We start from the raw sequence: 13316 nt of genomic DNA on the forward strand, positions 1-13316 counted from the left end.
TCTCAAAATACGCGGATATCTTCCAAGCATGATTCTCGACGCCACCGACCTGCGCCTCCTGCATTTTCTGCAACAGGATGGCCGTATCAGCAACCAGGAACTGGCGGAAAAAGTCGCCCTGTCACCCTCGGCGTGCCTGCGCCGTTTGCGCTTGTTGGAGAGCGAAGGAATCATCAGCGGCTACCGCGCGGTATTGAATGCCGAGCAGCTGGGAATCGAGCTTGAAGCCATCGTGCACCTGTCGCTGCGCCAGGATATCGAGGACTGGCATGAGACGTTCATCAAGAAGGTGCAAGGTTGGCCGGAGGTGGCGAGCGCCTATGTGATCACCGGCGCCAGCAATTATGTGCTGCGGGTGCAGGCGCGCAACCTCAAGCACTTTTCGGACTTTATTGTGAACCACCTGAACCGCACGGCGGGGGTGATGGATATTCGCTCTGAAATTGTGCTGCAGAAGATCAAGGACCGGGATGAGGTATTGGACCTGGTCGTGCGCAAATAACACAAACATCCCAAAACCAATGTGGGAGCTGGCTTGCCTGCGATAGCGGTGGAACATTCACCACCGCTATCGCAGGCAAGCCAGCTCCCACAGTTGACCGAGTTGATCAGTCTTCCAGAGCACGGACGCGTTGCATGCGCTGCTGCTCTATTGGCGCATCCGCTACCTGCAACTCAAAGTCAAAATCAATCTGCGCAAACCGCCCCTGCACGCCAAATTCCTGCGCCAGTTGCGGATCTTCGCTGAAGCGGATCTCGGCAATCAGTTCATCGCGGGTGGCATAGGCAAAGTCATCATGCAGGTACGGGTCATCCGACAGGTTGATCTGGGTGGTCAGGTGCCGGTGGCCGGGCGCCGAGATGAAGAAGTGGATATGCGCCGGCCGCTGCCCGTGACGCCCCAGTTGGTCGAGCAGCTGTTGCGTCGGCCCGGTCGGCGGGCAGCCGTAGCCCGAAGGTACGATGCTGCGAAAACGGTAGTTGCCCTGGGCGTCAGTCTCGATACGGCGACGCAGATTGAATTCGGACTGATTCGGGTCGAACCACGAATAAGTGCCGCCGGTATTGGCCTGCCACACATCGACAATCGCCCCCGCCAATGGCTTGCCTTCGGTATCGCGCACTTGCCCGCGCATGAACAACGGCACCGCGTCGTCCTTGCCGTCATCCAGCCGTGCTTCGTATTTGGACAACGGCGCGCCGGCCACATACAACGGGCCTTCGATGGTGCGCGGCGTGCCGCCGGATTTGCCTGCCTGCTCATCGGCGGCGTCCATCAACAGGTCCAGATAATGCTCCAGGCCGAGGCCGGCAGCGAGCAGACCGGCCTCCTGGTTTTTGCCCAGCTCATTGAGGTAGTTGACCGCCTTCCAGAATTCTTCCGGGGTCACTTCCAGGTCTTCGATGATGTTCACGGTGTCGCGCAGGATTCGGTAGATCAGCGCCTTGGCGCGCGGGTTGCCCGCGTCATTGAGGTTGCCGCTGGCTTCTTCGAGAAAGCGTTGAGCGTGGGCAGTCTGGGACAGGCGGATGGACATGGTGCACTCCTCATCTTGTAATTATCAGGTAGAAACCGACTTAGCGGTCGTCCGCATGGATCGACGACGGGTGTCGGCACAACGCATTCACTTCGATGGCCATGTAGGGAAACAACGGCAGTTGCATCAACAGGTCGTGCAGGTCTTGCACGCTGTCGACATCGAACACGCTGTAGTTGGCGTAGTGCCCGGCGATGCGCCACAGGTGGCGCCACTTGCCCTCTTGTTGCAGACGTTGCGCCAGGGCTTTCTCTTCGGCCTTGAGGCTGGCGGCGCGCTCGGGGTGCATGTCGAGGGGCAGGTTCACAGTCATTTTTACGTGGAACAACATGGCAGGCGCCTCTTAGTGTTTGTCGCGGCGAAAGAACGCCAGGCGCTCTTCATCGAGCGCCAGGCCCAGGCCCGGCGCGCTGGAAACGTGCAGCTGGAAATCGCGGTACACCGGTGGCTCGGTGAGGATGTCTTCGGTGAGCAACAACGGGCCAAACAATTCGGTGCCCCACGCCAGATTGTTTAGCGTGAGGAAAGCATGGGCCGACGCCAGGGTGCCGATGCCGCCTTCGAGCATGGTGCCGCCGTACAAGCCGATGCCGGCCGCCTCGCCGATTGCCGCCGTACGCAACACGGCGCGCGGGCCGCCATTCTTGGCGATCTTCAGGGCGAACACCGTGGCCGCACCTTCACGGGCCAGGTTGAATGCATCCTCGACACACTCGATGGACTCGTCGGCCATGATCGGCACCGGGCTCGACAGGTTGAGCCGAGTCATACCACCACGGTTGTTGCGCGAGATCGGTTGTTCGATCAGGTCGATACCGTGGTCGCCGAGCACCTTGCACGCCCGCAGGGCCACGGCTTCATCCCAGGCCTGGTTGACGTCGACGCGCACACTGGCGCGCTCGCCCAGGGCTTTCTTGATTGCGATCACATGGGCCAGATCGCGGCTGACTTCACCGGCGCCGATCTTCAGCTTGAAGAGGCGGTGACGGCGCAGGTCGAGCATTTTCTCGGCCTCGTTGATGTCCTGTTCGGTATTACCGCTGGCCAGGGTCCAGGCCACCGGCAACGCGTCCCGCACACGCCCGCCCAGCAACTCACTGACCGGCAGGCCCAGGCGTTTGCCGAGGGCGTCGAGCAAGGCGCTTTCGATGCCGGATTTGGCAAAGGTGTTGCCACGAATACTGCGTTCCAGGCGCAACATGGCCGCATTGATGTTGCTCGCGTCCTGGCCGATCAATAGCGGCGCAAAGTGGCGGTCGATATTGATCTTGATGCTGTCGGGGCTTTCATTGCCGTAGCTCAGGCCGCCGATGGTGGTGGCTTCGCCGATGCCTTCAATGCCGTCGGCGCAACGCAGGCGGATGATCACCAGGGTCTGGTTTTGCATGGTGTGCATCGCCAGCTTGTGCGGGCGAAGGGTGGGCAGATCAACAATAAGCGTGTCGATCGATTCGATGGCGCAAATCGGCATGGCAATACCCGTTGGGTTATTTATAGATTTGCGTCGATTCTGTGCCGCATTTTTTTGGGGTTCCAATATAGAATTGGTCTGATGCGATACCCTCAAGGTATCAAAGGAGTCGATATGGAACTGCGTCACTTGCGCTATTTCCAGGTGCTGGGCGAAACCCTTAACTTCACCCGGGCGGCCGAACGCCTGCACATCGCCCAGCCGCCCTTGAGCCGGCAGATCCAGCAGTTGGAGGATGAACTGGGGGTTGTGCTGCTGGAGCGCAGTCGGCCTTTGCGCCTGACAGAAGCCGGGCGTTTTTTCTATGAGCACGCCAATGTGCTGCTCGAACAGTTGGGCAAGGTGTGCGACAACACTCGGCGCATCGGCCTGGGTGAGAAGACGTGGCTGGGCATCGGCTTTGCGCCTTCGACCTTGTACGGCGTGCTGCCGGAATTGATTCGCCGGCTGCGCAATCACGAGGCCCTGGAGCTGGAGTTGGGCTTGTCGGAAATGACCACGTTGCAACAGGTCGAAGCGCTCAAGGCCGGGCGCATCGATGTAGGCTTCGGGCGTATTCGCATCGATGACCCGGCCATCGCCCAACGCGTATTGGTGGAGGATCGCCTGGTGGCCGTGCTGCCCAGCGGCCACCGCCTGCTGGGCGCCCCGGCCACCCTCGCCCAGTTGGCCGCCGAGCCCTTCGTGCTCTACCCCGGCAACCCGCGCCCCAGTTATGCCGACCATGTAATTGCGCTGTTTGACGCCCACGGTTTGAGCCTGAAAGTGGCGCAGTGGACCAACGAGTTGCAGACCGCTATCGGCCTGGTGGGCGCCGGTATGGGCGTGACGCTGGTGCCGGCGTCGGTGCAGGTGCTGCATCGGGCGGATATTGGCTATACGCCGGTGGTGGAGGCCACTGCGACTTCGCCGATCATTCTGAGCCGGCGGGTGAATGACCAGTCGCCGGGGCTGACTCATTGCCTGCAACTGGTTGAAGAGTTGATCTGAGATTCCCCAAACACTGTGATTTCCATGTGGGAGGGGGCTTGCCCCCGATTTCAGGGTGTCAGACAGCACATCCATTGACTGATACACCGCTATCGGGGGCAAGCCCCCTCCCACATTTGGGTCTTCATTGTTTTCAAAGGCTGCGCAGGCGCTTGCGTTGCAATGTCTGGCTGGGCGACTCATCGAACAGCTTGCGGTACTCCGCCGAAAACCGCCCCAAGTGTGTAAAACCCCAACCCAGGGCGATTTCAGAGATGGTACGGATCGAGCCCTGCTCCAGAATCTCCTGGCGCACCGCCCCCAACCGATGCTTCTTCAGATACGCCATGGGCGACAGCGCGAAGTACTTGCGAAAGGCATCGAACAACTTGAACCGCGACACCCCGGCTGCCACTTCCAGGTCTTCCAGGTGCACGGCTTCACGGGCGTTGTCATGAATATATTGCCGCGCACGAATCAAGTAGTGCGGCAGTTTCACCCCCAACACTTCGCGCAATTCTTCGGAGTAGTTATTCGGCTGGGCCAGGATCAGCCCCTTGATCAGCGAGCTTTCCAGGTCACGGGTAAACGCCGCCTGCTCGTACAACTCGCTGCTGCATTCCAGTTCGGCGATGAAGTATCGCGCCATGCGCCACCACGAAGCCGGGGCGCCGTCCACAGCATCCATCACCGATTCGAAGCGCAGCGGCGCATCGATGGGCCGTTGCAGCAAACCTTCCAATGACTCGCTCATCGCCGCCCGTGTGATCACCACCTGCAACTTGCGGCAGTCACCGGAAATCGCCAGCACCTGGTGCTCGTTGGGCGAAATGATCACGCCCTGGTCGCGGTTGGAACTCAAGCGCTCACCGTTCTTGCTCAGCTCCTGCTCGCCCACCAGCGGCAGGCTCAAGCTGTAGCTGCTGAAGTGCTCGGCGTCTTCGATGTCGATGGTCACGTCGGTACCGTATTCGATCACGCCCAGGGTGGTGGCGCGGGATTTGAACACATTGGCGCTGTGATGAAATCGCAGGCGCTCGGGGGTGGCCGTCGCCAGGCGATGGGGACCGCAGATGCCCGACATCCAGCTGCGGGCGCCTTCGAGGTCGAAGCGTTGAATATGAATATCGCGTGTCTGGCTACTCATCGGGCTGCACCCACGGCGGTTAGGCGTTTGCGCGCTCTGGCGGCGCGTCGTTGAACATCGACAGCAAGTTCCAAGCCACGTCGGCGCAGTCGCAACCGTGTGGATAGCAACCGTCGACTATGTGGATAAATTCAGGTTTTTTGCGACCATCACCTGCAATGACAGTAGCCCATTGCGTCACCGCGCCGCACCGGGTTGGGTATTTGCTGCCCAACTTTGCGGCCCATCTTGCCCCATTAATCGGATAGCCCACCGCCCCTTCGCAGCGCCTTAATGGTTTACCCGTTTAGCCATTATCAAAAGGTGCCTCCCATGAGTGGTGCAAGAACCGTCGAGCAGTGGAAAACCTTTGTCGAAAGCTGCCTGGACTTTCGCCCGGCAGATGAAGTGTTCCGCATTGCCCGCGACATGTTCACCGAGCCCGAACTGTTCGACCTGGAGATGGAGCTGATCTTCGAGAAAAACTGGATCTATGCTTGCCATGAAAGCGAACTGGCCAATAACCACGACTTCGTGACGATGCGCGCCGGGCGCCAGCCGATGATCATCACCCGCGACGGCGAAGGTCGGCTCAACGCGCTGATCAATGCCTGCCAGCACCGCGGCACTACCCTCACCCGCGTGGGCAAGGGCAACCAGTCCACCTTCACCTGCCCGTTCCACGCCTGGTGCTACAAAAGCGATGGTCGGCTGGTGAAGGTCAAGGCGCCGGGGGAATACCCGGAGAGTTTCGACAAGGCCACCCGCGGCCTGAAAAAGGCCCGCATCGAAAGCTACAAGGGCTTTGTGTTTATCAGCCTGGACGTGAACGGCACCAACAGCCTGGAAGATTTCCTGGGCGATGCCAAAGTGTTCTTCGACATGATGGTGGCGCAATCGGCCACCGGTGAGCTGGAAGTGCTGCCGGGCAAGTCGGCCTATACCTACGACGGCAACTGGAAGCTGCAAAACGAAAACGGCCTGGACGGATATCACGTCAGCACCGTGCACTACAACTATGTGGCCACCGTGCAGCACCGCCAGCAGGTCAATACCGAGAACGGCGCGGGTTCCAGCACGACGCTGGACTACAGCAAGCTCGGCGCCGGCGACGCGAATACCGATGACGGCTGGTTCGCCTTCAATAACGGCCACAGTGTGTTGTTCAGCGACATGCCCAACCCCAGCGTGCGCTCCGGCTACGCCACCATCATGCCGCGCCTGGTGGCCGAACATGGCCAGCAGAAGGCCGAGTGGATGATGCACCGCCTGCGCAACCTGAACATCTACCCCAGCCTGTTTTTCCTCGACCAGATCAGCTCGCAGTTGCGCATCATCCGCCCGGTGGCCTGGAACAAGACCGAGATCATCAGCCAATGCCTGGGGGTCAAGGGTGAATCCGACGCCGATCGCGAAAACCGGATTCGCCAGTTCGAAGACTTCTTCAACGTTTCGGGCATGGGCACGCCGGATGACCTGGTGGAATTTCGCGAAGCCCAGCGCGGTTTCCAGGGCCGTCTGGAGCGCTGGAGCGATATTTCTCGCGGCAGCCATCGCTGGGAGACCGGGCCGACGCCCAACAGCGAAGCCATCGGCATTCAACCAGCCATGACCGGCACTGAGTTCACCCACGAAGGCTTGTACGTCAACCAGCACCGCAATTGGCAACGGTTTCTGCTCAAGGGTTTGGACCAGCGGGCCCTGAGCCTGCGGGAGGTGAAGTGATGAATGCGCAATTGCAGTACCGGGTCGAGCAGTTCTTCTACCGCAAATCCGAGCTGTGCGACGCCCAGGACTGGGACTCCTACGTGGAGCTATTTGACCCGCAGAGTGAATTCCACCTGCCGCAATGGGACTCGGAACACGTCTACACCCAAGACCCCAAGCGCGAGATGTCGTTGATCTACTACGCCAACCGTTCGGGCCTGGAAGACCGTGTGTTCCGCCTGCGCACCGGCAAAGCCGCCTCTGCCACGCCGATGCCGCGCACCTTGCACCTGATCAACAACGTGCGCATTGCCGAGCAGGCCGACGGCACGCTGGAGGTGCGTTTGAACTGGCACACGCTGTTTTATCGGCTGGCTACTTCCGAGCAGTTCTATGGGCACGCAACCTATCGCCTCAAGCCCGAGGGCGACAGCTGGCTGATCACGCGCAAGCACGCCCTGCTGCTCAACGACACCATCAACTCGGTGCTGGATTTCTATCACCTGTAATGGTGCCGCATTCCCCTGTAGGAGCGAGCTTGCTCGCGAAAAACGTAAGTACGCCGCGTTCATTCAGGATGTCCCGCGTCATCGTTGACGTTCTTCGCGAGCAAGCTCGCTCCTACAAGGGGTTCATACCTATTCACGGAGTTATGTGAATGAATCACAAAGTGGCCTTCAGTTTTGCCGATGGCAAGACCCTATTCTTCCCGGTGGGCGCCCATGAAATCCTGTTGGATGCAGCCCTGCGCAACGGCATCAAGATCCCGCTCGATTGCCGCGAAGGCGTGTGCGGCACTTGCCAGGGGCGCTGCGAATCCGGTGATTACACCCAGGACTATGTCGACGAGGAAGCGCTCTCCAGCCTCGACCTGCAACAGCGCAAGATGCTCAGTTGCCAGACCCGGGTGAAGTCCGACGCCACCTTTTATTTCGACTTTGATTCGAGCCTGTGCAACGCCCCAGGACCCGCACAGGTACGCGGCACGGTGAGCGCGGTGCAGCAGGTGTCGACCAGCACCGCCATTTTGCAGCTGCAACTGGAGCAGCCACTGGATTTTTTGCCGGGCCAATACGCACGTCTGTCGGTGCCCGGCACCGATAGTTGGCGCTCCTATTCCTTCGCCAACCGGCCGGGCAGTCAATTGCAGTTTCTGGTCCGCCTGCTGCCCGATGGAGTCATGAGCAACTACCTGCGTGAACGCTGCCAGGCAGGTGATGAAATGTTGATGGAGGCGCCCTTGGGGGCGTTTTATCTGCGGCACGTCACCCAACCGCTGGTACTGGTGGCGGGCGGCACCGGGTTGTCGGCGCTGCTGGGTATGCTTGATGAGCTGGCCGTCAACGGCTGCACGCAACCTGTGCATCTGTATTACGGCGTGCGCGGCGCCGAAGATTTATGTGAAGCGGCGCGTATCCACGCCTACGCGGCGAAAATCCCTAACTTTCGCTACACCGAAGTACTGAGCGACGCCTCAACCGAGTGGGCTGGCAAACGCGGCTACCTGACCGAACATTTCGACCTGGCCGAATTGCGGGACAGATCGGCGGATATGTACGTGTGCGGCCCCCCTCCGATGGTCGAATCCATCCAACAATGGCTGGCGGATCAGGCACTTGATGGCGTTCAGCTGTATTACGAAAAGTTTACGCAGAGTAATATCTGACCCTCAGCAGTTCTGAGGGGCCGATGCGGCGTGCAATCACCCTTGAGAAAAACAAGTAGAAGGGAATGTTAATGGCGGATGACATGGTTAACCCGGTGGGCCTCAAGCGAGGCCTGAAGAACCGGCACATTCAGCTGATCGCCTTGGGAGGTGCGATTGGTACAGGCTTGTTCCTCGGCTCGGCCGGGGTACTCAAGTCGGCGGGGCCGTCAATGATCCTGGGCTATGCGGTGGCCGGGTTTATCGCGTTCCTGATCATGCGCCAGCTCGGCGAGATGATCGTCGAAGAGCCGGTGGCCGGGTCCTTCAGCCACTTCGCACATAAATACTGGGGCGGTTACGCGGGCTTCCTGGCGGGCTGGAACTACTGGGTGCTCTACGTGCTGGTGGGCATGGCCGAACTGACGGCCGTGGGCAAGTACATCCAGTTCTGGTGGCCGGAGATTCCAACCTGGGTCAGCGCGCTGGTGTTCTTTGTTGCGGTGAACCTGATCAACACCCTGAACGTGAAGTTCTTCGGTGAAGCCGAGTTCTGGTTTGCGATCATCAAGGTGGTGGCGATTGTCGGCATGATCGTGCTCGGCTGCTACCTGCTGTTCAGCGGCACCGGCGGCCCGCAAGCCTCGGTCAGCAACCTGTGGAGCCACGGTGGGTTCTTCCCCAATGGCGGCATGGGGCTGTTGATGTCGATGGCCTTCATCATGTTCTCGTTCGGCGGCCTGGAACTGGTCGGCATCACCGCCGCCGAGGCCAGCGAACCGCGCAAGGTGATCCCCAAAGCGATCAACCAGGTGGTGTACCGCATTCTGATTTTCTATGTCGGTGCGCTGACCGTGCTGTTGTCGCTGTACCCGTGGGATCAACTGCTGCAAACCCTCGGCGCGTCGGGCGATGCCTACAGCGGCAGCCCGTTTGTGCAGATCTTCTCGTTGATCGGCAACGACACCGCCGCCCACATTCTCAACTTCGTGGTGCTGACCGCGGCGTTGTCGGTGTACAACAGCGGGGTGTACTGCAACAGCCGCATGTTGTTCGGCCTGGCCGAGCAAGGTGACGCGCCCAAGGCACTGATGAAGCTCAACAAGCAAGGCGTGCCGCTGCGGGCGTTGGCGATTTCGGCGTTGGTGACGATGCTGTGCGTGGTGGTCAACTACGTCGCGCCGCACAGTGCACTGGAGTTGCTGTTTGCCCTGGTGGTCGCGTCGCTGATGATCAACTGGGCGCTGATCAGCCTGACCCACATCAAGTTCCGCAAGGCCATGGGCGAGCAAGGCGTGACGCCGTCGTTCAAGACCTTCTGGTTCCCGTTCAGCAACTACCTGTGCCTGGCGTTCATGGTGATGATCATCGGGGTGATGCTGGCGATTCCGGGGATTCGCGAGTCGGTGTATGCGATGCCGGTGTGGGTGGGAATTATCTACATCGCCTATCGGTTTCGGATCAGAAACGGGAAGGTTGCCGTAACCCAGTAACCCCTGTGGGAGCCGGGCTTGCCCGCGATTGCGGCGTGTCAGCCAATGGATGAGCCGACTGATACACCGTAATCGCAGGCAAGCCAGCTCCCACAATTGACTGTATTTCACCTAGAAAAAAGCCCCGGAGATCCGGGGCTTTTTTGTTTAGAGGGTGGAACGTACTCGCCAGAGTTCAGGGAACAACACCGTATCGAGCATCTTGCGCAAATAGCCCACGCCCTCGGTGCCGCCAGTACCCGGCTGGAAGCCGATGATGCGCTCCACCGTGGTGACATGCCGGAAGCGCCACTGGCGGAACGAATCTTCCAGGTCGATAAACTTCTCGGCCAATTGATACAAGTCCCAGTAGCGATTCGGGTCGCGATACACCTCGCGCCACGCCGCTTCCACCGATTCATCGTGCACCGTGGCCGCCGTCGGGTCGCGTTCGGCGCGCTGAGGGTCAATCGCCAGCCCTGCCTTGATCATCAGGTTCACCGCCTCGTCATACAGCGACGGCGTGGCAATCGCTACCTGCAATTGCTGCAGCAACTCCGGGCGATGGGCATGGGGCCGCAGCAGCGCCGGGCTTTTGTTGCCGAGGATGAATTCGATCTCGCGGTACTGGAACGACTGAAACCCCGACGACTGCCCCAGGAACGGGCGAATCGCCTTGTACTCCGACGGCGTCATGGTCGCCAGCACGGCCCAGGCGTGCACCAGTTGATCGAAGATCCGCGACACCCGCGCCAGCATCTTGAACGCCGGCGGCAGCTCACCCAGGCGCACATGTTCGCGGGCGGCCTTGAGTTCGTGCAGCATCAGTTTCATCCACAGCTCAGAGGTCTGGTGCTGGATGATGAAGAGCATTTCGTTGTGGTCCGGCGACAGCGGGTGCTGGGCGCTGAGGACTTTGCCCAGGTCCAGATAATCGCCATAGCTCATGGACTCGGAAAAATTCAGCTCGGCGTTATGCCATTCTTCCGGCGGTTGGTAATCAGCTGAGAAAGGACATTGGCTCATCGCGTGGGCTCCTTGAGCGGGCGGAGAATGGCGCGCACCGGGCTCGCGTCCAGGTTGGCAAAACGCAGCGGCAGTGCGATCAGTTCGTAGTCGCCCTCCGGCACGTCATCGAGCACGATGCCTTCGAGGATCGCCATGCCATGGCGCGCCACGGCGTTGTGGGAATCCATGGTCTTGGATTGTTGCGGGTCCAGGGACGGCGTATCGATACCGATCAGACGCACACCGAGACCGGCGAGCAGCTCAATGGTTTGCGGGGCGATGGCGGTGAAGTTCGAATCCCATTGAGTGAGTGGCGCTTGTGGATAAGTGCGCAGCAGCACGCGCTCCGGCAGGTTATCCACACGTCCTTGCAACTGATGGGGCTGCACCAATGCGCCGCTGCCCAGGCAATGCAATACCCGGCACGGGCCCATGTACACATCCAGGGAAACTTCGCCAATGGGTGCGCCATCGGCGCTGTAGTGCAGCGGCGCATCCACATGGGCACCGGTGTGCGGCGACAGGGTGACGCGCCCCACATTCACCGGGCACTCCGGGCCGAACTGCCACACGCGCTCCTCCTGAAACGGCGTATCGCCCGGCCAGGTCGGGGTCGCCGTGCTCAAGGGCGGGCTGATATCCCACCACGTTTTTATTGGGTTCATTGCGAGGCTCTCACTGGGTACTGGGGTGAATGATACGAGGGCCAGCTCTGAATTTTCTTGCGAATTCTGGCGCCAAGCGCGAATTCTTTCGCAGTTACTGCGAGGAAACAGCGGTTTGATGCACAGATCTGTCGCTCAGATACACCAAGACCTCCTGTGGGAGCCGGGCTTGCCCGCGATAGCGGAGTGTCAGGCAATGGAGATGCTTGTTGTGCCAGCGTCATCGCGGGCAAGCCCGGCTCCCACAGGGGACTGCGGTGTTCAGGTGACTGCGCTTCTGGGCATCCCAATGTCGAGTTCAGACCACTGGCGCAACGCCCGAGGCCTTAGGGTTGAGCTTTCCCTTCCCTTGCCTCGGAGTCATCATGTCCAAGCCCATCACCGTACTGCGCGACACCCACCCACTGCCGGTCCTGGATGCCTGCAAATGGGAAAAGCTTGAAGGCGACCCGCACACCGTCAACCTCAACGCCTACACCAGCGAAGACGGCAGCAAAATCATGGGCACCTGGATCTGCACGCCGGGCAAGTGGTACGTGGAATACGTGAAGTGGGAATACTGCCATTTCCAGGAAGGCTACTGCGTGATCACGCCTGAAGGTATGGAGCCGATCCATCTGCGCGCTGGGGATATCTTTGTGGTGGAGCCGGGGATGAAGGGGACGTGGGAAGTGGTCGAGACAGTGCGTAAGTATTTTGTGTTTGCCTGACCCATCCCCGTCCCTGTAGGAGCGAGCTTGCTCGCGAAGATCGCCAACGAAAACGCGCTCATCCAGGATGAACGCGTTGCTCTCACATTTTTCGCGAGCAAGCTCGCTCCTACAGCTTGCGATAGCTGTTGATGATCGCCGAGAAGTCCTTGCCCCCTTCCCCACGCTGGCTCATCGATTGATACAGCTGCTGGGCCACTGCGCCGAGGATCACCGGCTGGTGCACCTGGCGTGCGGCTTCGGTGGCCAGGCCCAAATCCTTGAGCATCAGGTCGGCACCAAAACCACCGGTATAGCCACGCGATGATGGCGCGGTTTCGATCACACCCGGCCAAGGGTTGTAGGTATCGGAACTCCAGCAGCGCCCGGTGGAGCTGTTGATGATCCCGGCCAGCACTTGCGTATCAATGCCGAGCGCATCGCCCAGGGCCATGGCTTCGCTGACACCGACCATGCTGATACCCAGCAGCAGGTTGTTGCAGATCTTGGCGATTTGGCCGGTGCCGACATCGCCGCAGTGCACGATGTTGCGGCCCATCTGCGCCAGCACCGGTTGCAGGGTGGCGAACAGTTCCGGGTTGGCGCCGACCATAAAGGTCAGCGTCCCGGCCTGGGCACCGCCGGTGCCACCGGAGACCGGTGCATCGGCCACGGCCACACCTTGTTTCGCCGCCGCTGCCGCGACATCACGGATGGTTTGCGGATCGATGGTGCTGCAATCCACCGCTGGGATGCCTTTGCCGATGCCCGCGAGCACGCCGTCGTCATTGAGCCACACGCTGCGCACGTGGGCGGCGGCCGGCAGCATGGTAATCACCAGTTCGGCGCCCTGGGCCGCATCACGCGGCGAGCTGCTGATGGTGCCGCCCAGTCCGGCGAGTTCCTTGAGTACCGCCTGGTTCAGGTCGAACAGGTTAAGCGTGTGCCCAGCCTTGATCAGGTTGCGGGCCATGGGCGCGCCCATGTTGCCCAGGCCGATAAATGCAATTTTCATGGTCGTCTCCC

The 13316-nt window shown here is 60.4% G+C and carries 14 protein-coding genes; 7 read left to right on the forward strand and 7 right to left on the reverse strand.

From position 1 onward, the window contains the following. Nucleotides 1–28 precede the first annotated feature (28 nt). The gene (locus TX23_RS21900; RefSeq protein ID WP_005791350.1) at nucleotides 29–502 is read left to right on the forward strand and encodes an Lrp/AsnC family transcriptional regulator; all 474 of its coding nucleotides are present in this window, start codon (nucleotides 29–31) and stop codon (nucleotides 500–502) included. A 106-nt stretch (nucleotides 503–608) separates the two neighbouring features. Here the strand turns inward: TX23_RS21900 and catA are convergent, their stop codons facing one another. From catA to TX23_RS21915, 3 genes are read right to left on the reverse strand one after another with little or no spacing between them, the layout of a single operon-like run. After that, nucleotides 609–1538, reverse strand: coding sequence for a catechol 1,2-dioxygenase (gene catA, locus TX23_RS21905; RefSeq protein ID WP_057703986.1), 930 nt, complete (start codon nucleotides 1536–1538; stop codon nucleotides 609–611). A gap of 40 nt (nucleotides 1539–1578) precedes the next feature. After that, nucleotides 1579–1869 (reverse strand): muconolactone Delta-isomerase, encoded by a 291-nt coding sequence (gene catC, locus TX23_RS21910; RefSeq protein WP_014719906.1) that lies wholly within the window; start codon nucleotides 1867–1869, stop codon nucleotides 1579–1581. Between the two features lie 12 nt (nucleotides 1870–1881). Beyond that, nucleotides 1882–3009, reverse strand: a complete 1128-nt coding sequence (locus TX23_RS21915; RefSeq protein ID WP_057703987.1) for a muconate cycloisomerase family protein — start codon at nucleotides 3007–3009, stop codon at nucleotides 1882–1884. Nucleotides 3010–3123: 114 nt separating this feature from the next. Between TX23_RS21915 and TX23_RS21920 the strand changes: the two genes are divergently transcribed. After that, the gene (locus TX23_RS21920) at nucleotides 3124–3999 is read left to right on the forward strand and encodes a LysR family transcriptional regulator (protein ID WP_057703988.1); all 876 of its coding nucleotides are present in this window, start codon (nucleotides 3124–3126) and stop codon (nucleotides 3997–3999) included. 133 nt (nucleotides 4000–4132) lie between these two features. Here the strand turns inward: TX23_RS21920 and TX23_RS21925 are convergent, their stop codons facing one another. Next, nucleotides 4133–5125, reverse strand: a complete 993-nt coding sequence (locus TX23_RS21925) for an AraC family transcriptional regulator (protein ID WP_057703989.1) — start codon at nucleotides 5123–5125, stop codon at nucleotides 4133–4135. Nucleotides 5126–5437: 312 nt separating this feature from the next. Between TX23_RS21925 and antA the strand changes: the two genes are divergently transcribed. The 4 genes from antA to TX23_RS21945 all read left to right on the forward strand — a co-directional run bounded on the left by antA (nucleotide 5438) and on the right by TX23_RS21945 (nucleotide 9949). After that, the gene (antA, locus tag TX23_RS21930; RefSeq protein ID WP_057703990.1) at nucleotides 5438–6829 is read left to right on the forward strand and encodes an anthranilate 1,2-dioxygenase large subunit; all 1392 of its coding nucleotides are present in this window, start codon (nucleotides 5438–5440) and stop codon (nucleotides 6827–6829) included. Continuing rightward, complete coding sequence (gene antB / locus TX23_RS21935; RefSeq protein ID WP_057703991.1) at nucleotides 6829–7320, forward strand: anthranilate 1,2-dioxygenase small subunit; 492 nt, start codon at nucleotides 6829–6831, stop codon at nucleotides 7318–7320. Before antA ends, antB begins: the two co-directional genes overlap by 1 nt. A 149-nt stretch (nucleotides 7321–7469) precedes the next feature. Beyond that, the gene (antC, locus tag TX23_RS21940; RefSeq protein WP_057703992.1) at nucleotides 7470–8477 is read left to right on the forward strand and encodes an anthranilate 1,2-dioxygenase electron transfer component AntC; all 1008 of its coding nucleotides are present in this window, start codon (nucleotides 7470–7472) and stop codon (nucleotides 8475–8477) included. Between the two features lie 71 nt (nucleotides 8478–8548). Beyond that, nucleotides 8549–9949, forward strand: coding sequence for an amino acid permease (locus tag TX23_RS21945; RefSeq protein WP_005791366.1), 1401 nt, complete (start codon nucleotides 8549–8551; stop codon nucleotides 9947–9949). 147 nt (nucleotides 9950–10096) lie between these two features. On the opposite strand, the gene kynA is transcribed toward TX23_RS21945, so the two are convergent. Together kynA and kynB are read right to left on the reverse strand one after the other, a co-directional pair. Continuing rightward, nucleotides 10097–10954: a tryptophan 2,3-dioxygenase gene (gene kynA, locus TX23_RS21950; RefSeq protein ID WP_054896994.1), complete on the reverse strand. Its 858-nt coding sequence runs from the start codon at nucleotides 10952–10954 to the stop codon at nucleotides 10097–10099. Continuing rightward, complete coding sequence (gene kynB, locus TX23_RS21955) at nucleotides 10951–11601, reverse strand: arylformamidase (protein ID WP_057703993.1); 651 nt, start codon at nucleotides 11599–11601, stop codon at nucleotides 10951–10953. Before kynB ends, kynA begins: the two co-directional genes overlap by 4 nt. Before the next feature lie 365 nt (nucleotides 11602–11966). Between kynB and TX23_RS21960 the strand changes: the two genes are divergently transcribed. Beyond that, on the forward strand, nucleotides 11967–12311 hold the full coding sequence (locus TX23_RS21960) for a cupin domain-containing protein (protein WP_003230905.1): 345 nt from the start codon (nucleotides 11967–11969) through the stop codon (nucleotides 12309–12311). Between the two features lie 109 nt (nucleotides 12312–12420). On the opposite strand, the gene mmsB is transcribed toward TX23_RS21960, so the two are convergent. Continuing rightward, entirely contained in the window at nucleotides 12421–13305 is an 885-nt protein-coding gene (gene mmsB / locus TX23_RS21965; RefSeq protein ID WP_057703994.1) for a 3-hydroxyisobutyrate dehydrogenase, read from the reverse strand. Nucleotides 13306–13316: the final 11 nt, after the last annotated feature.

Origin of the sequence: Pseudomonas paralactis, from assembly GCF_001439735.1 — a bacterium.
Taxonomy (GTDB): domain Bacteria; phylum Pseudomonadota; class Gammaproteobacteria; order Pseudomonadales; family Pseudomonadaceae; genus Aquipseudomonas; species Aquipseudomonas paralactis.